Origin of the sequence: Spiribacter onubensis (assembly GCF_040838425.1) — a bacterium.
GTDB classification, from domain to species: domain Bacteria; phylum Pseudomonadota; class Gammaproteobacteria; order Nitrococcales; family Nitrococcaceae; genus Spiribacter; species Spiribacter onubensis.
The window spans coordinates 12,178-29,246 of sequence record NZ_JBAKFI010000002.1; the positions used below are offsets into that span (position 1 = coordinate 12,178).

The following is a 17,069-nucleotide window of genomic DNA, read 5'->3' on the forward strand; positions in this document are numbered from 1 at the left end:
AAGGAGCAAAGAATGGACTTCAACCGCTATCGTGACGTCCTGGCCGAGCGGGTCGGCCGACTCGCACTGCCGTTTGATGACGACGAATACACCCGGCGACGCCAGGGTGTGGCCGATGCCATGGCCGAGGCGGGTCTGGCCGCGCTGCTGGTCACCGATGCCGCGGATATCTGTTATCTCACCGGCTACAACACCTTCGAGGTCTCGGTGCATACCGCGCTGCTGCTGACCGCTCCAGAGGCCGCGGAGGGCAGACCTCAGGGCCGTGCCGTCCTGCAGGTCCCCTCCATCGAGACGGGCCCCGCGGTGACCACTGCCCGGGTGGATGAGGTGTTCGGCTATCGCTGGGAGGCGGCCAATGGCGCCATTGATCAGATGGTCGGGATCATCAGCGATCTGGGGCTGATTGGAGCCGGCGGGGGCGGCCGTGATGTGGCGCCGATCTGGCCCGGCGACGTGGGCGCCTCGGCCGGGGTCGCGCGCAATACCCCTCGAATCGGCACGGACAATTGGGGGCCGGCACTGCGCTGCGGTTTCCGCGACGGCCTGGCCACGGCCCTCCCGGGCGTTGCACTGATTGATGCCTCCGGTCTCGTTGATGGCGTGAAAATCGTCAAGAGTGAGCCGGAGATCGCCCTGCTGCGCGAGAGCGCGCGTATCACCGAGACCGGCATTGCCGCGGCCGAAAGCCTCATCGCGCCGGGTGTGACCGACCAGCAGCTCGCCGCAACGGGTTCGGCGGCCATGCTCGCCGCCGGCGGGGAGTTCATGAGCCTGCAACCCATCGTCACCGCCGGATGGCGGTCGAGCGTCATCCACTGCAACCACCAGCGGCATACCGTGGCCGAAGGCGACCCGGTCTTCCTCGAGTTCGGTGCGGCCTGGCATCGCTACACCGCGCCGATGATGCGCACCCGGATCGCTGGCACACCGAGCGATGAGATGCGCCGCACAGCGGGGGTGATTCGGGATATCTATGAAGCGCTCACCGCCAACATGCGCCCCGGCGTCACCATGGACGCCGCGGCGGCCGCCGCCGATGCGGCCCTCGCGCCGATGGCCGAGCGGGCGTTTTTCTCCGGCGTCTATGGCTACACGGTGGGCATCCAGTTTCCGCCCTCCTGGGTGGAGGCCTCGGGCTACATCGCCCGCGGCGTCGAGCGCGAGTTCACGGATAACATGGTCTTCCACCTCCCTCTGATGCTTCGCCTACCCGGGGAGTGGGGCATCGGCATGAGCAACACCGTGCGCGTGACCGCCGATGGCGGCGAGGCGCTGACGAATAATGATCTGGCGCTGATGGGGGTCACGGGATAGCGAAACGGGATAGCAATGGATGGCGATGGCGATGGCGATGGCGATGACGATGACGATGACGGTAGACGTTATCAGGGCCGGAAGCGGGCCGCTTACAAGGTGTTCCTGGCCAGTTGAACACGCTTTTTACACACGATCATGTGGTCCAATCGTGTTCAGTCCGCGCAGCCGGGGGGGTAGCACCCCCTTTGGCGACCGGAACCGCCTTTTGGCCCTTAGCCCCGCCCCCCCTTGGCCCTCTCTCGCTGATGACATAACCCCCTGACCCTCAGGAACCGCTGACCATGGCCAGACCCCATCCTCCCGTCATTCTCATCACCGGCTGCTCGACGGGCATCGGCCGGCACTGCGCCTTCGCCCTGCAGAAACGCGGCTGGCGCGTGTTCGCCACGGCCCGCAGCCCGGCGGATGTCGAAGCGCTGATCAGCGACGGTCTGGATGACGCGCTGATGCTGGACGTCAGCGAGGATGCGAGCATCCAGCAGGCCATGGACACCCTGCTCAAGCGCACGGATGGCCGGATCGATGCGGTGTTCAACAACGCCGGTTTCGGCCAGCCCGGGGCGCTGGAAGACCTGCCCCGCGAGGCGCTGCGTGAGCAGTTCGAGACCAACGTCTTCGGTGCCCATGCCGTGACCCGGGCGGTGCTGCCGGCGATGCGCGCACAGGGCTTCGGGCGCATTGTCCAGCACAGCTCGGTGCTCGGCTTTATCGCGCTGCCCTGGCGTGGCGCCTACAACGCCAGCAAGTATGCGCTGGAGGGGCTGACCGACACCCTGCGTCAGGAGCTCCACGGCACCGGCATCGAGGCGATCCTCATCCAGACCGGCCCGGTCACCAGCCGCTTTCGGGCCAATGGCTGGGAGAAGTTCAGGCGCTGGGTGGGGGTCGGCGGGCCCGCATCACCGCCCGGTGAGCCCAGCACGGCGAGTGCTACGGGCGCCTACACCGGCACCGACTGGCGCGAGCGCGTGGCCGCCAGCACCCACCGCGACACCTATCAGGCAGTGATCGGCCGACTCGAGGGTGATGGCGAGCCGCCCTTCACCCTCGGCCCCGAGGCGGTGGCGCGCAGCCTCACCCTGGCCGTCGAGTCAATCACGCCCAAGCCGCGCTATCACGTGACCGTGCCGACCCATGTATTCAAGGCGCTGAAACGCTGCCTGCCCACCCGCGCGCTGGACATCGTTATTCGCTGGGTTGACCGCTAGACCCTCGCATCGATCCGGTCCAGATCACCTTCCCAGTCCAGTATCTCTCGGTCGGCGCTGACCAGTGACGCGCTCTTTGCCAGCGCCGTTGCAACGATGAAGCGATCAGCCGGGTCACGATGAAAGTCCTCCAATCGGCAGGCTTTCAGGACGATTGTTCCATCAACCGGTATTTCAATAAGCCCTGCCTGTAACCAGTCCAGGCGCCATTGTTCCGGCGAGACCGACAGAGCGACCCGCCCACGTTCCGCCAGCATGGCCACTTCCCAGAAACTGATTGCGCTCACTGCCACCCAGGCCGACCGCCAGGCTGCCTCGACCTGCTGCCGGGCCTGCATCCCCACGCTCGGATCATTACGGTCGATCCATAGCAGCGTATGGGTGTCGAGGATCACTCCATCGCCTTCCATAGATCGTCGCCCAGTGGCGATATCACGTCACCGTGGATTTCCAGCGCGGGGTGTAGACCGAACGGTGTACCGATACGACCCCCAGAATAGGGACGTAGCTCCGCGATCGGCCGGCCGTTTTTCGTCACCACCCAGGTCTCACCGGATTTGGCGACATCGTCCATCAGCGCAAGACATTTCGCCTTGAACTCGGATGCCTTGATGGAATGTGAAATCTCTTTTTTGACCATGGTCATGATCATAGTCACCTGCCTGCTCTCCCGCAAGGCTGCAGGGGATGCCGTGACGAGCGGCGGTGATTAAACCACCGCCGGTTCGCTGATGCGCTCGAAACGCAGCTCGCTCGCCTCGCCGCTGCCCACGGCATCCACCCGAATGCGGTCACCGGCGGTGAAATCACCGGCGAGGATGCGCTGGGCGAGCACGTTCTCCACCCGCTGCTGGAGGACGCGCTTCAGCGGCCGGGCACCGTAGATCGGGTCAAAGCCGGCCTCGCCGATGACATCCAGCGCGGCATCGGTGAGCTCCAGCGCCATGTCGCGCTCGCGCAGCCGCTCCGAGAGATAGCGCACCTGGATCTCGGTGATCCGCCGGATCTGGTCGCGCTCGAGCGGGTGGAACACCACCACATCGTCGACACGGTTGATGAACTCCGGGCGGAAGTGCTGCGAGACCACGCCCATCACCTCGCGCTTCATCTCGTCGTACTGCGCCTCGCCGGCATGCTCCTGGATGAGATGCGAGCCGAGGTTGGAGGTCATGACGATGACCGTGTTGCGGAAGTCCACCGTGCGCCCGTGGCTGTCCGTGAGCCGGCCGTCGTCCAGGACCTGCAGCAGGATGTTGAAGACATCGGCATGGGCCTTCTCGACCTCGTCGAGGAGCAGCACCGAGTAGGGCTTGCGCCGCACGGCCTCGGTCAGGTAACCACCCTCCTCGTAGCCGACATACCCCGGAGGCGCGCCAATCAGCCGGGCCACGGAGTGCTTTTCCATGAACTCCGACATATCGATGCGCACCATCGCCTCCTCGGTGTCGAAGAGGAAGGTCGCGAGCGCCTTGCAGAGCTCGGTCTTGCCCACACCGGTCGGGCCCAGGAACAGGAACGAGCCATTGGGCCGGTTGGGATCGGAGAGCCCGGCACGGGAGCGGCGGATGGCGTTGGCCACGGCCTCGACCGCCTCACCCTGGCCGATCACCCGGTCGCCCAGCGCCTCTTCCATGCGCAGCAGCTTGTCGCGCTCGCCCTCGAGCATCTTCGAGACCGGGATCCCCGTCCACTTCGAGACCACCTCGGCGACCTCTTCGTCGGTGACCGAATTGCGCAGCAACTGCATCTCCTGGCTGTGTTCGGCCTGGGTCGCGGCCTCCAGCTTCTGCTCGAGCTCCGGAATGCGGCCGTACTGCAGCTCCGACATACGCGTCAGGTCGCCGGCACGACGGGCGGTGTCGAGCTCCTGACGGGCCTGCTCGAGGGCCTCCTTGAGCCCGGTGGTGCCCTCCACCGCCGACTTCTCGGCGTTCCAGACCGACTCCATCTCGTTGTATTCGCGCTCGATCTCGCCGATCTCGTCCTCGAGCGTGGCGAGCCGCTTCTTCGAGGCCTCGTCGGATTCCTTGTTGAGCGCCTCGCGCTCGATCTTGAGCTGGATGAGCCGGCGCTCGAGCCGATCCATGGCCTCCGGCTTGGAGTCGATCTCGATGCGGATGCGACTGGCGGCCTCGTCGATCAGATCGATGGCCTTGTCGGGCAGCTTGCGATCGGTGATGTAGCGCTGCGAGAGCGTCGCCGCCGAGACGATCGCCGGGTCGGTGATCTCCACGCCGTGGTGCACCTCGTAGCGCTCCTTGAGCCCCCGCAGGATGGCCACCGTGTCCTCCACGCTCGGCTCGTCCACCAGCACCTTCTGGAAGCGGCGCTCAAGGGCGGCGTCCTTTTCGATATTGGTGCGGTATTCATCCAGCGTGGTGGCGCCGATGCAGTGCAGCTCGCCGCGTGCCAGCGCCGGCTTCAACATATTGCCCGCGTCCATCGAGCCCTCGGCCTTGCCGGCACCGACGATGGTGTGGATTTCGTCGATGAACAGGATGATCTCGCCTTCCTGCTTGGCCAGGTCCTTCAGGACCGCCTTCATGCGCTCCTCGAACTCGCCGCGGTACTTCGCACCGGCGACCATCGCGCCCATGTCGAGCGAGAGCACGCGCTTTTGCTTGAGCGCCTCGGGCACCTCCTGGTTGACGATGCGCAGCGCCAGGCCCTCGACGATGGCGGTCTTGCCCACGCCCGGCTCGCCGATCAGCACCGGGTTGTTCTTGGTGCGGCGCTGGAGCACCTGGATGGTGCGGCGGATCTCCTCATCGCGGCCGATCACCGGATCGAGCTTGCCCTGCTCGGCCCGCTCGGTGAGGTCGATGGTGTACTTCTCGAGCGCCTGGCGCTGGTCCTCGGCATTGGGGTCGTCGATGTTCTCACCGCCGCGGGTGGTCTCGATGGCCTTCTCCAGCGCCTCCTTGTTGGCGCCGGCATGCTTAAGGGCCTCGCCCACCCGCGTCTTGCCATCATCCACCGCGGCCAGCAGGAACAGCTCGCTGGAGATGTAGCTGTCACCCCGCTTCTGCGAAAGCTTGTCGGTGAGATTAAGCAGGCGATTGAGATCATTGCTGACATGCACCTCGCCGCCGGTGCCAGAGACGGTGGGCAGACGGTCCACCGCCTCGCCGAGCTGCGAGCGCAGCATATTGACGTTGACGCCGGCCTGCTGGAGGAGGTGGCGCGCACCGCCCCCCTCCTGGTCGAGCATGGCGAGCGTGAGGTGCTCGGGCTCGATCATCTGGTTGTCGCGGCCCACGGCCAGCGACTGGGCCTCGGCCAACGCCATCTGGAACTTGGTGGTCAGTTTGTCCATTCGCATGGGACAGACTCCTCTGATGATCGGTCCGTTCGCTTACCGGAGATCTGGGGACGATCGCCACCGGATGCAAGCTTTTGTCCACGCCGCAGGCTTCGCCTCTGGCGTAAGCTTCAGTAGGATCAGAGCACCGAAGCGCATATAACGCAGGGACCGCAGACTTGGCCGACCGCAAACTCCGCATTCTCTGGGCGAACCCCTACTGCCTTCTGGACCTGTCCAGTGGGGCGTCGATGACCGTCCGGGAGCAGCTCCGACAGCTCCATAAACTGGGCTGGGAAGTCCGTGTGATCGGCGCGACGATTTTCGACTCCCCGAACGGCATCACACGCCTTGCGAACCATTGGGAAAAAATCAAGCAGTCGAAATCGAGGATCGTGCGCGTAAAAGACGCACCCCTTGTTCACAACCTCGTCAAGACCCGCTCAACCCAGCGCGCCGAGATGACCGCGGCCGAAGAGGCCATCTGGTATCAGACCTACACCAAGGCGCTCGATCAATTTAAACCTGACATCGTTTACTACTACGGCGGACGAACACTGGACCTGCTCATCGGTGACGAGGCGCATGCCAGAGACATCCCAGTAGCCGCCTATCTTGCCAATGGAAACTTCGGTGGAAAACGGTGGTGTCGGGACGTTGATCGTGTGATAACTAACGCGAAAGCAACAGCACATTACTACAAAGAAAAGGATGGCATAGACCCGATACCAATCGGCGTGTTTATCGATCCCGCCCGCGTTGTCGCTCCCAAGAAGGAGCGGAAAACGTCTTATTCATCAACCCATCACTCGCAAAAGGCGCCGCTTTAGTAGTACGAATTGCTATGCTACTCGAAGAAGAAAGACCTGACATCACATTCGAGGTAGTCGAATCACGTGGTGCCTGGGAGGGACTATTGAGACAGGTCTCTTCACAGTACGGCCCAACTCGAAACAGGCTTAACAATGTCACCCTAACTAACAACACTAATGACATGCGGCCTGTCTATCAACGGGCCCGTCTCCTTTTAGCGCCAAGTCTGTGGTGGGAAGCATACGGACGCGTCATTGCCGAAGCTCATATGAACGGCATACCGACGATCGCTACCAATCGAGGAGGCCTTCCAGAGGCAACGGGGAACGGCGGATTTCTGATTGATTTACCAGATGCATGCTATAGCTCTCCCTACAAAGAAATACCGTCCGATCGAAAACTTATGGAAATAATCAATCTAATTACTCAGCTCCATGACAACGAGGACGAGTTCAATCGGATGCAGGCCCACGCTAAAGAGGCAGGCACCCGGCACAATCTTGAGAAAAAAGGAAAAATGCTGGAAAAAATACTCAACAGCATCATGGAGCATAAGCAGCATGAAACTTAATGCTTACCAGTTGAGCGTTATGGCGGCTGCATCAGTAAAAAAGAATTTAACGATTACCATAATCGGTGCGAATGATGGAAGAATTAATGACCCGTTGTTTCCGTTGATCAGTGGGCCACTGAAGAACCGATGCACTGCTGTTCTGATAGAACCAAATGAATCACTCAATTCAATACTTCGGGAAAATTACTCATTCACTAAAAGAAAGGTTATTATCAACTCGGCAGTAAGCAATCAATCCAATATCACTCTATACTCCGTTAAAGAAGCGTTTTGGGCGCACTGCCAACCGACCTATGCCCAAAATTGGCCAAATTATCGCGCCCCGACCGGAATAACCTCTGTAGATCGTAATTTTGTAAAGAAGTGGATTGAAAAATATCAATCCGCCAGCTTCAACTCAGATGCCGCGATTGATTCTCGCACCGTGAGATGTAGCCGGCTACAGCCTCTTCTCTCCGAAAAAGCCTCCATGGAATCTATTGACGTACTACAAATAGATGCAGAGGGACATGATGACCATGTTCTGTATGCTAGCGATATCGAACTTCTTTTACCAGGGATAATTTTTATAGAGATCACACACCTTTCGCGCGAGCGTTTAAATGCTCTACGAAAACATCTAGTAGAATGCGCTTATTCGTGTGTACTACAAGGTGAGAATATGATGGCAATCCGCGTGCCTCAGGATACGACCGATCCATAAAAAGCGCTTCGAACGGCCGCTCTAACGGAAACTGCAAATATACTTTAGTAGAGCAAAATGCTTCGTCTAACACGGGGATCTAAGGTCACGGGTGCATTGCTCACCACCGACGAATATAACCAGCGATCCGCCCGGTGCTCTCGTCGCGGCGATAGGAGTAGAGCCGAGCGGGATCGGTGAACGTACAGTGGACTACGTGCGTGGCCGCGCCGGCCCGGATGCCGACCTGACTGAAAACCCCCTCTGCAGTGGCGGCCAAATCCAGCTGAAACTGCTCATCCCCCGACAGTGACGGCCAGCTGCGCGGCACCGTCCCACCTGCGATCATCGCCTCAATCACCTCTGCGCCCACCTCATACGCGTCAGGCCCGATGCAGGGGCCGATACAGGCAACCAGATCCGACGCCGGCACCGGCAGTGTCTCGATGGTACGCTGGATGATCCCGGCGGCGAGCCCCCGCCAGCCAGCATGGACGGCGGCCACGCAGCGGCCGGCGTGATCGGCGAGCAGAATGGGCAGGCAGTCGGCCACCAGCACCGCGCAGACCTGCCCCGGCTGATCGGTCCACACCGCGTCGGCCTCGGTCACATCACGCTCGACCTCACCGGCATGAACCACTCGGGTCCCGTGCACCTGGGCGACCCAGCGGGGTTGCTCGGGCAGCCCGGCCTGCTCGGCCAGACGCCTACGATTCTCGCGCACCGCGGCGAGATCATCGCCAACATGCATGGCGAGATTGAGTGAGTCGTACGGGGCCTTGCTGACTCCGCCGCAACGGGTGGTAAAGCCGGCCTCAACCGGCAATGCCCAGTCCGGGCGCAGGATCCCGATCTTACCGCCGGTCATGGCCGCCAGCGGCCGTCATCAGCCGCGCCTTCGGCCACGAAAGATTGATGGTGACGAAGTGCGGCGCACAGCTGCTCGAAGTCCGCCGGCGGTGCGGCCGACCAGCGCAACGTCTCGCCGCTCACCGGATGGGTCAGTGTCAGCGTCTCGGCATGCAGGGCCTGGCGGTGGAAGCCCCGCAGCACATCGGCGACCGTGTGTAGGTTCCGTGTGGATGACGCGTGTTCACGCTGCGCCGCGTTGACCCCACTATCCGCCTCACCACCCACCCCACTCACCGCGGCATCACCATCCACCGCCACCGACGCTGCCCCCGACGGCAACGCCAGCCGCCCGCCATACAGGGGGTCACCGACAATCGGGTGCCGGATATAGGCCATATGCACACGGATCTGATGCGTGCGCCCGCTCTCCAGCCGGCAGCGCAGCAGGGTGTGCGCGGCAAACCGCTCTTCCACGCGATAGTGGGTGACCGCCGGCTTGCCAGCCGAGGCATCGGCCTGATCCGGGCCGGCATCATCCACCACCCGGCGCTGCCGCACGGCCATTTTCAAGCGATCCTTGGGATGCCGGCCGATGGGCGCATCCACGCTGCCGCCGGCGGTGAAGGTGCCGACCACCACGGCCAGATACTCGCGGCCGACGGTTCGGGCCTGGAGCTGCTCGACCAGGTCGGCATGCGCCTCCAGCGTCTTCGCCACGACCATCAACCCGGTGGTCTCGCGATCCAGCCGGTGGACGATGCCCGCCCGCGGGACGGCATGCAGGCGCGGGTCATGATGCAGCAGCGCGTTCTGCAGCGTACCGTCGGCGTTGCCGGCACCCGGATGCACGACCAGCCCCGCCGGCTTGTTGACCACCAGCAGCGCATCGTCCTCGAAGACGATATCCAGCGCGATGGGCTCGGCGGCCACCGGCCCCTCTTCCGGCAGCTCGGCGCAGATCACCACCTGCTCGCCGCCCTGCACCGGCGTCCGCCCCCGTGGCGAGGCGCCGTCCACCGTGAGCGCCCCGTCCTTCAGCCAGCGCTGCAGCCTTGAGCGGGAAAACGCCGGGAAGAGCTCGGCAACCACCGCATCGAGTCGCCGTCCGGCGGCGGCCTCGGGCACCCGGGCCGTTTCATCCACCCGCGTGCCATGCTGTCTGTCGTTCATCTCACTACTCATTGCCTTGCCCCGGATCCCTCATGGCGCTGGGCGCTGCCCGTGCTTTTCTCTAGACTAGGCGCATTGCCCACAGATTCGGAAACGGGTTCCATGAAGCGCTTTGCCCTCATTCTACTGGCCATCGGCCTGCTCGGTGGCTGTGCCAGCAACGATGACTCGCCCAACGAACTGGTCAACGCCGATGTGGCCGAGCTCTACGGGGAGGCCGCCTCGGCCATGGAACGCGGCGACTGGGAGACCGCCACCCGCGACCTGGAGTCCCTGCAGGCCCAGTACCCGTTCGGCATTTACGCCACCCAGGCGCAGCTCGACATCATCTACGTCTACTACCGCGCTGGCGACGTCGCCTCCACCGTGGCCGCCGCCGAGCGCTTCCGCCGGATCAACCCGCGCCACCGGGCGGTCCCCTACAGCTGGTATATGCAGGGCCTGGCGCTGGAGGAGAAGAACGAGGATCCCGTCAAGCGCCTGGTGGGTGTCGACAACACCCTCCGCGATCCGGTCCCGCGGCGGCAGGCCTTTGATGCCTATGCCACGCTGGTGGAGGATTACCCCGACAGCGAATACGTCGATCGTGCCCGGGAGCGGCTGGACATCCTGTTCGCCGACGGCGCCCGCTTCCAGCTCAGCGTGGCGCGGTTCTATGCCGACCGTGAGGCATGGGTGGCCGCCGCGGGGCGCGCGATCACGGTGATCAACGAGTTCCCCGATACCCCGTCGGTGGAACCGGCGATGGATCTGCTGGCCCTCGCCTACCGCAACCTGGGCCTCGATGAACTCGCCGACGGCGTGATCGCGGAGAAGGAGTCGCTGCCGAGCCGGGGCGGCGATGGCATCCCCGAGATGCCCGGCATCTATGAAGGCGAGGAAATCGAGGTGCCGCCAGCGCCGAGCGCTGACGATGCCCCCGGGCGGGATGCCCCTGAGCCGCCCAGTAACGTGCTGTAGCGAGCCGCGGGTGAGCCGGATACCGGCGTCGGCGGCCGACGCGCCGGCCGCCTAAAGCGCCTGCTCGCCGGAGTCTCCGGTGCGGATGCGGATCGCCTCCTCCACCGGGCTGACAAATACCTTGCCGTCACCGATCTTGCCGGTATTGGCGGCCCCCACCACGGCCTCGACCACTCGGTCGACCAGCTCGTCGGCGACAACCACCTCGACGCGCATCTTGGGCAGGAAATCCACCACGTACTCCGCCCCGCGATAGAGCTCGGTGTGGCCTTTCTGGCGGCCAAAACCCTTGACCTCGGTGACGGTCATGCCGGTGATGCCCACCTCGGCGATGGCCTCACGCACGTCATCGAGCTTGAAGGGCTTGATGATGGCCTCGATCTTTTTCATGCAATCTCTCCGCTTTCAAAGAGTGCCACAGTGTATCAGGCCGGCTGACGGCCAAACCCCGAGGTGATCGGATAGCGCCGGTCACGACCGAATGCCTTGGTGGTCACCTTGACGCCGGGGGCGGCCTGGCGGCGCTTGTATTCATTGCGATGGAGAAGCCGCACGACCTGCTCGACCGTCTCCCGCTCGTGCCCGTGATCGACGATCTCCTCGATGCTGGCATCTTCCTCGACATAAGCGGCGAGGATGGCATCGAGCTCGGCGTACTCGGGCAGGCTGTCGGTGTCTTTCTGGTCCGGCGCCAGTTCGGCACTGGGCGGGCGCGAGAGAACCCGTTCGGGGATCACCTCGGCCAGGGTGTTGCGATAACGCGCCAGGCGGTAGACCTCGGTCTTGAAGATATCCTTCAGCGGCGAGAAGCCACCGACCATGTCGCCGTAGAGCGTCGCGTAACCCACCGCCATCTCGCTCTTGTTGCCGGTGGCGAGCACCAGCCCGCCGAGTTTGTTGGACACCGCCATCAGCAGTGTGCCGCGGATCCGCGACTGCAGGTTCTCCTCGGTGACATCCGCCGGCCGGTCGCCGAAGACCGGGGACAGCACCGAGTGGAATTCGTTGAACACCGATTCGATGGCCACGGTGTCGTAGCGCACGCCGAGGGCCTCGGCGATGACGCCGGCATCGGTATGGCTCATCTCCGAGGTATAGCGCGTGGGCATCATCACGCAGTGCACACGATCCGCGCCCAGGGCGTCGACAGCAATGGCGGCGACCAGGGCCGAATCGATCCCGCCGGAGAGCCCGATCACCACACCGGGGAAGCGGTTCTTCTCGACGTAGTCGCGTACGCCCCAGACCAGGGCCTCGTAGACCACGGCCTCGGCGGAGAGCGAGGGCTCGATGGCGCCCTCGAGCGGGGTCCAGCGACGATGGATGCGCTCGATATCCACCGGATAGAGGCCGGTGTCGAAATTCGGGGCCCGCGACATGAGGTCGCCATTGCCATCGAAGGCGCAGGAGCCGCCGTCGTAGACCACCTCGTCCTGCCCTCCGGCCATGTTGCAGTAGAGGATCGGCAGGCCGGTCTCGGCGATGCGGTCGCGCAGCACCGACGCCCTGGCGCTGCCCTTGTACTGGTCGAAGGGCGAGGCGTTGAGGTTGACGATCAGATCGGCACCGGCGGCGGCGGCCTGCCCCACGGGTCCGGCATGCCAGGCATCCTCGCAGATGGTCACGCCCACTCGACAGCCCGCCACGTCCACCACGCAGGGCGTCTCACCCGGCGTGAAGTAGCGCAGGTCGTCGAAGACACCGTAAGTGGGAAGTTCCTGCTTGGCGTAATGCGCCACCACCGCACCGTCGCGGATGACCAGCGCGGCGTTATGAAGGTGCCCGGCCTCGAGCCGGGGCGCCCCGACGATCACGGTGATGCCCCGCGCCGCATCGGCGATGCGGTCGATACCCCGCTCCACGGCGGCGATGAAATCCGGCCGCAGCAGCAGATCATCCGGCGGGTAGCCGGTCAGCGTGAGCTCCGGGAAGAAGACCAATTGCGCACCGAGGCGGTCACGCGCCTCGGTGGCCGCCGCGATCACGGCATCGGTGTTACCCGCCACATCCCCAACGAGGAGGTTGAGCTGGGCCATTGCAAAGCGCAGGCGCTCGTTCATCCGAGCAGGATGCCTCCCCCGGTCATGGGCTGCCAACCCGTCAGGCAGCGGGTGTCAATCAGCCGGTGAACGCGTCACTGACCCGCTGGCCGATCTCCGCCGGCGAACGCACCGTGGCCACACCGGCCTTCTCCAGCGCGCCGAACTTGTCCGCCGCCGTGCCCTTGCCACCGCTGATGATGGCCCCGGCGTGGCCCATGCGCTTGCCGGGAGGCGCGGTGACGCCGGCGATGTAGGCCACCACCGGCTTGCGGACATGCGCCTGGATGTACTCCGCGGCCTCTTCCTCGGCGGTACCGCCGATCTCGCCCACCATGACGATGCCCTTGGTCTGGCGATCGGCCTCGAACTTCTCGATGACATCGATGAAGCTCATGCCCTGGATGGGATCACCCCCGATGCCCACACAGGTGCTCTGGCCCATGCCGATGTCGGTGGTCTGCTTGACCGCCTCGTAGGTCAGGGTGCCGGAGCGGGAGACGATGCCAATGGAGCCGGCCTTGTGGATATGGCCAGGCATGATGCCGATCTTGCACTCGTCCGGCGTGATGATGCCGGGGCAGTTGGGGCCGATCAGCGTGGCGTCGTAGAAGTCCAGCGCCGCCTTGACCTTGAGCATATCGAGGACCGGAATGCCCTCGGTGATGCAGGCGATGACCTTGATGCCGGCCTCGGCGGCCTCAAGGATGGCGTCAGCGGCAAAGGCCGCCGGCACGTAGATCATGGAGGCATCGGCACCGGTGTCGTCCACGGCATCGCGCACGGTGTTGAACACCGGGCGATCGAGATGCGTCTCGCCGCCACGGCCCGGGGTGGTGCCGCCGACGATGTTGGTGCCGTAGGCGATGCACTGCTCGGCGTGGAAGGTGCCCTGCTTCCCGGTGAAGCCCTGGACGATGACCTTGGTGTGCTTGTCCACCAGAATACTCATGAGAATTCCTCGTCTGCTGTCCGGGTTGCGGGATCAGGCGCTGACCGCGCCGACCACCTTTTCTGCGCCGTCGGTGAGATCGTCGGCGGGGATGATGTCGAGGCCGCTCTCGGCGAGGAGCTGCTTGCCCTGCTCGACGTTGGTGCCCTCGAGCCGGACCACCACCGGCACGTTCACGCCCACCTCCTTGACCGCGGCGATGACGCCCTCGGCGATCATGTCGCAGCGGACGATGCCGCCAAAGATGTTGACCAGGATGCCCTGGACGTCGGGGCTGGCCGAGATGATCTTGAACGCCTCGGTGACGCGCTCCTTGTTGGTGCCGCCGCCGACATCGAGGAAGTTGGCCGGCTCGCCGCCGTGGAGCTTGATCACGTCCATGGTGGCCATGGCCAGGCCCGCGCCGTTGACCATGCAGCCGATGTTGCCGTCCAGGGTGATGTAGTTGAGGCCGTGCTCGGCGGCCTGCACCTCGGTCTCGTCTTCCTGGCTGATATCGCGCATGTCGGCGATCTCAGCCTGGCGGTTCACCTCGATGGCATTGTCATCGACGTTGATCTTGGCATCCAGCGCCAGCAGCTCGTCGTCGCCGGTGACGATGAGCGGGTTGATCTCGACGAGACTGAGGTCGCGTTCCTCAAAGCAGCGGTAGAGACCGCGCATGATCTGCGTGAGCTGCTTGATCTGCGCCGGCGTGAGGCCCAGTGCGAAGCCCATCTGCCGGCACTGGTAGGGCTGCAGCCCGGCCACCGGGTTGACGCGCACGGTGATGATCTTCTCCGGCTCGGTGGCGGCGACCTCCTCGATGTCCATGCCACCGGCGGCCGATCCCATGAAGACGACGCGCTTGCTGGCGCGGTCGACCAGGGCACCGAGATAGATCTCGCGGGCGATGTCGAGCCCTTCCTCGATCATCACCGAGTTGATCGGCATGCCGTGTTCGTCGGTCTGATGCGTAACCAGCCGCGTGCCGAGCATCTCTTCGGTGTACTGCGTGACCTCGTCGAGGCTCTTGGCGATCTTCACGCCGCCGGCCTTGCCCCGGCCACCGGCGTGAACCTGGGCCTTGACCACCCAGACCGGTCCGCCGAGCTGCTCGGCCGCGGACTTCGCCTCGGCGGCGGAACGGGCCACGAAACCCTTGGGAATGGGAATACCGTACTGGCTGAAGATGTGCTTCGCCTGGAACTCGTGAAGGTTCATGGACGCTCCGCCTCCTCGAATAAAATTGGCCGCATTCTCCACGATTCGCCGGGCCGATTCAAAAAAATGTCGCACCGCAAGGTAACGGCACCCTCCGGCCGCCACCGAGACCGGCACCCACTGGCATCGCGACTGCCGTTCACCGGGGCCATAAAGCCACCGGCCGGCATCAGAGCACCATCAATCTGCGCTGTGATCCAGGCCACAACCCCGCCCCCACTGCCTCCGGTCGAATACACCCCGCGGGCCATCACCTTCCGCCCGCGCATCAATATGGAGGTCCATTCATGCGGAATCGACAGAAGGGTTTCACGCTGATCGAGCTGATGATCGTCGTCGCCATCATCGGCATCCTCGCCGCCGTCGCCGTACCGGCCTATTCGGATTACACGGTGCGAGCCAAGGTGACGGAGGCGGTCACGGCTGCCGGCGCCGTCAAGACCAGCGTTGCGGACTATTACTATGCGAACGGAGAGCTGCCGACATCGAATACGGAAGCGGGGCTCGGGTTGGGTGCTGATTACGAGACGGACCTAATTAGCGATATCTCTCTGAGGGATGGTTCAGCTACAGACATTGCCAAAGGAACAATCGTCGTCAGCTTCAAAGAGGTTGGTGATGATATCTCCGCTGGTAGCAGCCTCGCCTTCATACCTGACACATCTGGTAACAACCTGAGCTGGACATGCAGCGCGACAACCAATGGCGGCGATCTCCCTGCAAAATATGCCCCCGCCAATTGCCGCCAGGCCGGTAACAGCGGCACCTGAACCGCCCGCCAAGCAACTCGGCTCAGCTTGGCTGCAAACCCAACCCACACCGGTGGCGCGAGCCAACATTAAGGTCGCGCTGCCGGCGCCATTCTGTCGTGGTGCGAATGCAGCGGTGATCGAAGGAGGTTGGGGATGCTCTGGCCGACGCGTCGCACACGATCAGTCCACACGATCAGTCCACACGATCAGTCCACACGATGACTCCACACGATCACCTCAGACGCCATTGCCCCATCCGGCGCGGCGTCAACATCTGCATGGCCGGTGGCGTCGCGGGCGTGGTGATGCGGATCAGGCGTGTGTACAGATCGTGTGCAGCCGCGGCGGGAGCCCTTTACTCATTCCCTCGTCGCGCCCGCGGCAGGGCTCCCGGGCGTGACGATGTGTATCAATCGTGGAGCGGGGGCGTGTGCCATATCCATGTGCGGAGGGCACAGCCACCCCATGCAACACCTCCCTCTCCCTCCACCCGCCACTGCAACACCGGCAGCGTCATGCTCGAAACATTGATCGCGCTGCCGGTGATTCTGGTCCTGGGGCTCTCCGTCGCGCAGTGGGCGTTCATTCACGAGGCGCGGGCGGTGATCGACCATGCCACCCTGATGGCCGCGCGGGCCGGCGCCCTCAATAATGCGGACATGGGGGCGATGCGCAACGCCTTCGCTCGGGCGATCACGCCGATGGAACTCGCCAGGCCGACAGCCACCGCTTTTGAGCGCACGTTCATCACCCGGGCCATGCCGGATAGCCGGATCAACCTCGATCTGCGCATCCTCAACCCCACGCAGGAGGCCTTCATCGACCACGCCCGGCGTGATCGGCAGGGCCGGCGCTACCTGCCCTACCGCCGCCTCGAGGCCGCCTCGACGCAGCCGGGACCGCGCAGCGACCTGAACATCCAGGACGCCACCCTCCTTCGCGTTCAGGCCCGCTATGGCTACGAGCTCAAGGTACCCTACGCCAACTGGTTCATTCTCCAGGCCGTTCGCGCGGCAACCCGCTGGACCAATGCTTATGACTCCCGCGAGCGCCTGATGCTCGCCAACGGACGGCTACCCATCCTGACCACCGCCACGGTGCGCATGCAGAGCCGGGCCTATGCCGGTCGGCAATACCCGCGACGCGCAGATCTCCCCCGCTCCCGCGGGAAACGATAAGCAATCCGGGACAAGCCGGAGTCCGCAGGATCACCCGCCGGACCCCAGCCACAGCCGAGAGATCC

17 protein-coding genes are annotated in these 17,069 nt (G+C 64.0%); 8 read left to right on the forward strand and 9 right to left on the reverse strand.

Annotated features, from left to right (window positions below; all coding sequences use genetic code 11):
- Nucleotides 1–12: 12 nt before the first annotated feature.
- Nucleotides 13–1,317: a M24 family metallopeptidase gene (locus V6X63_RS03440; RefSeq protein ID WP_367978125.1), complete on the forward strand. Its 1,305-nt coding sequence runs from the start codon at nucleotides 13–15 to the stop codon at nucleotides 1,315–1,317.
- A gap of 284 nt (nucleotides 1,318–1,601) precedes the next feature.
- The gene (locus V6X63_RS03445) at nucleotides 1,602–2,528 is read left to right on the forward strand and encodes an SDR family NAD(P)-dependent oxidoreductase (RefSeq protein ID WP_367978126.1); all 927 of its coding nucleotides are present in this window, start codon (nucleotides 1,602–1,604) and stop codon (nucleotides 2,526–2,528) included.
- Here the strand turns inward: V6X63_RS03445 and V6X63_RS03450 are convergent.
- The 3 genes from V6X63_RS03450 to clpB all read right to left on the reverse strand — a co-directional run bounded on the left by V6X63_RS03450 (nucleotide 2,525) and on the right by clpB (nucleotide 5,850).
- A complete protein-coding gene (locus V6X63_RS03450; RefSeq protein ID WP_367978127.1) occupies nucleotides 2,525–2,938 on the reverse strand; it encodes a type II toxin-antitoxin system VapC family toxin in 414 nt (137 codons plus the stop codon). The genes V6X63_RS03445 and V6X63_RS03450 overlap by 4 nt on opposite strands.
- Complete coding sequence (locus tag V6X63_RS03455; protein ID WP_367978128.1) at nucleotides 2,920–3,174, reverse strand: type II toxin-antitoxin system Phd/YefM family antitoxin; 255 nt, start codon at nucleotides 3,172–3,174, stop codon at nucleotides 2,920–2,922. Before V6X63_RS03455 ends, V6X63_RS03450 begins: the two co-directional genes overlap by 19 nt.
- Nucleotides 3,175–3,237: 63 nt before the next feature.
- Nucleotides 3,238–5,850: an ATP-dependent chaperone ClpB gene (clpB, locus tag V6X63_RS03460; protein WP_367978129.1), complete on the reverse strand. Its 2,613-nt coding sequence runs from the start codon at nucleotides 5,848–5,850 to the stop codon at nucleotides 3,238–3,240.
- A gap of 158 nt (nucleotides 5,851–6,008) precedes the next feature.
- Between clpB and V6X63_RS03465 the strand changes: the two genes are divergently transcribed.
- Genes V6X63_RS03465 through V6X63_RS03475 form a run of 3 tightly spaced genes read left to right on the forward strand, consistent with a single transcriptional unit; the run spans nucleotide 6,009 to nucleotide 7,919 of the window.
- Nucleotides 6,009–6,659 carry a glycosyltransferase family 4 protein gene (locus V6X63_RS03465; RefSeq protein WP_367978130.1) on the forward strand — a complete coding sequence of 217 codons (651 nt, stop codon included), beginning with the start codon at nucleotides 6,009–6,011 and terminating at the stop codon, nucleotides 6,657–6,659.
- A gap of 14 nt (nucleotides 6,660–6,673) precedes the next feature.
- A complete protein-coding gene (locus V6X63_RS03470; protein WP_367978131.1) occupies nucleotides 6,674–7,213 on the forward strand; it encodes a glycosyltransferase in 540 nt (179 codons plus the stop codon).
- Nucleotides 7,203–7,919 (forward strand): FkbM family methyltransferase, encoded by a 717-nt coding sequence (locus tag V6X63_RS03475; RefSeq protein ID WP_367978132.1) that lies wholly within the window; start codon nucleotides 7,203–7,205, stop codon nucleotides 7,917–7,919. The genes V6X63_RS03470 and V6X63_RS03475 overlap by 11 nt, the downstream gene beginning before the upstream one ends.
- 100 nt (nucleotides 7,920–8,019) lie before the next feature.
- Here the strand turns inward: V6X63_RS03475 and pgeF are convergent, their stop codons facing one another.
- Together pgeF and rluD are read right to left on the reverse strand one after the other, a co-directional pair.
- Nucleotides 8,020–8,766: a peptidoglycan editing factor PgeF gene (gene pgeF, locus V6X63_RS03480; protein ID WP_367978133.1), complete on the reverse strand. Its 747-nt coding sequence runs from the start codon at nucleotides 8,764–8,766 to the stop codon at nucleotides 8,020–8,022.
- A complete protein-coding gene (gene rluD / locus V6X63_RS03485) occupies nucleotides 8,763–9,920 on the reverse strand; it encodes a 23S rRNA pseudouridine(1911/1915/1917) synthase RluD (RefSeq protein ID WP_367978134.1) in 1,158 nt (385 codons plus the stop codon). Before rluD ends, pgeF begins: the two co-directional genes overlap by 4 nt.
- Before the next feature lie 75 nt (nucleotides 9,921–9,995).
- Here rluD and V6X63_RS03490 point away from each other — a divergent pair, with 75 nt between their 5' ends.
- Nucleotides 9,996–10,880, forward strand: coding sequence for an outer membrane protein assembly factor BamD (locus V6X63_RS03490; protein ID WP_367978135.1), 885 nt, complete (start codon nucleotides 9,996–9,998; stop codon nucleotides 10,878–10,880).
- Between the two features lie 51 nt (nucleotides 10,881–10,931).
- Here V6X63_RS03490 and V6X63_RS03495 read toward each other — a convergent pair whose 3' ends face one another.
- The 4 genes from V6X63_RS03495 to sucC are packed head-to-tail and all read right to left on the reverse strand — an operon-like array spanning nucleotide 10,932 to nucleotide 15,074.
- Nucleotides 10,932–11,270 carry a P-II family nitrogen regulator gene (locus V6X63_RS03495; protein WP_367978136.1) on the reverse strand — a complete coding sequence of 113 codons (339 nt, stop codon included), beginning with the start codon at nucleotides 11,268–11,270 and terminating at the stop codon, nucleotides 10,932–10,934.
- A gap of 35 nt (nucleotides 11,271–11,305) precedes the next feature.
- Complete coding sequence (locus V6X63_RS03500; RefSeq protein ID WP_367978137.1) at nucleotides 11,306–12,940, reverse strand: NAD+ synthase; 1,635 nt, start codon at nucleotides 12,938–12,940, stop codon at nucleotides 11,306–11,308.
- A gap of 58 nt (nucleotides 12,941–12,998) precedes the next feature.
- Nucleotides 12,999–13,871, reverse strand: coding sequence for a succinate--CoA ligase subunit alpha (sucD, locus tag V6X63_RS03505; RefSeq protein ID WP_367978138.1), 873 nt, complete (start codon nucleotides 13,869–13,871; stop codon nucleotides 12,999–13,001).
- A gap of 33 nt (nucleotides 13,872–13,904) precedes the next feature.
- A complete protein-coding gene (gene sucC, locus V6X63_RS03510; protein ID WP_367978139.1) occupies nucleotides 13,905–15,074 on the reverse strand; it encodes an ADP-forming succinate--CoA ligase subunit beta in 1,170 nt (389 codons plus the stop codon).
- Between the two features lie 287 nt (nucleotides 15,075–15,361).
- On the opposite strand from sucC, the gene V6X63_RS03515 reads away from it, so the two are divergent.
- Together V6X63_RS03515 and V6X63_RS03520 are read left to right on the forward strand one after the other, a co-directional pair.
- On the forward strand, nucleotides 15,362–15,844 hold the full coding sequence (locus V6X63_RS03515; protein ID WP_367978140.1) for a pilin: 483 nt from the start codon (nucleotides 15,362–15,364) through the stop codon (nucleotides 15,842–15,844).
- A 497-nt stretch (nucleotides 15,845–16,341) separates the two neighbouring features.
- Nucleotides 16,342–17,004, forward strand: coding sequence for a hypothetical protein (locus V6X63_RS03520; protein ID WP_367967182.1), 663 nt, complete (start codon nucleotides 16,342–16,344; stop codon nucleotides 17,002–17,004).
- Nucleotides 17,005–17,069: the final 65 nt, after the last annotated feature.

Coding starts and splice junctions, on each gene's coding strand:
- rluD (WP_367978134.1), bottom strand. CDS start 9,920: ATGAACGACAGACAGCATGGCACGCGGGTGGATGAAACGGCCCGGGTG.
- V6X63_RS03450 (WP_367978127.1), bottom strand. CDS start 2,938: ATGGAAGGCGATGGAGTGATCCTCGACACCCATACGCTGCTATGGATC.
- V6X63_RS03495 (WP_367978136.1), bottom strand. CDS start 11,270: ATGAAAAAGATCGAGGCCATCATCAAGCCCTTCAAGCTCGATGACGTG.
- V6X63_RS03440 (WP_367978125.1), top strand. CDS start 13: ATGGACTTCAACCGCTATCGTGACGTCCTGGCCGAGCGGGTCGGCCGA.
- pgeF (WP_367978133.1), bottom strand. CDS start 8,766: ATGACCGGCGGTAAGATCGGGATCCTGCGCCCGGACTGGGCATTGCCG.
- V6X63_RS03445 (WP_367978126.1), top strand. CDS start 1,602: ATGGCCAGACCCCATCCTCCCGTCATTCTCATCACCGGCTGCTCGACG.
- V6X63_RS03470 (WP_367978131.1), top strand. CDS start 6,674: ATGCTACTCGAAGAAGAAAGACCTGACATCACATTCGAGGTAGTCGAA.
- V6X63_RS03515 (WP_367978140.1), top strand. CDS start 15,362: ATGCGGAATCGACAGAAGGGTTTCACGCTGATCGAGCTGATGATCGTC.
- sucC (WP_367978139.1), bottom strand. CDS start 15,074: ATGAACCTTCACGAGTTCCAGGCGAAGCACATCTTCAGCCAGTACGGT.
- V6X63_RS03500 (WP_367978137.1), bottom strand. CDS start 12,940: ATGAACGAGCGCCTGCGCTTTGCAATGGCCCAGCTCAACCTCCTCGTT.
- clpB (WP_367978129.1), bottom strand. CDS start 5,850: ATGCGAATGGACAAACTGACCACCAAGTTCCAGATGGCGTTGGCCGAG.
- V6X63_RS03455 (WP_367978128.1), bottom strand. CDS start 3,174: ATGACCATGGTCAAAAAAGAGATTTCACATTCCATCAAGGCATCCGAG.
- V6X63_RS03520 (WP_367967182.1), top strand. CDS start 16,342: ATGCTCGAAACATTGATCGCGCTGCCGGTGATTCTGGTCCTGGGGCTC.
- sucD (WP_367978138.1), bottom strand. CDS start 13,871: ATGAGTATTCTGGTGGACAAGCACACCAAGGTCATCGTCCAGGGCTTC.
- V6X63_RS03475 (WP_367978132.1), top strand. CDS start 7,203: ATGAAACTTAATGCTTACCAGTTGAGCGTTATGGCGGCTGCATCAGTA.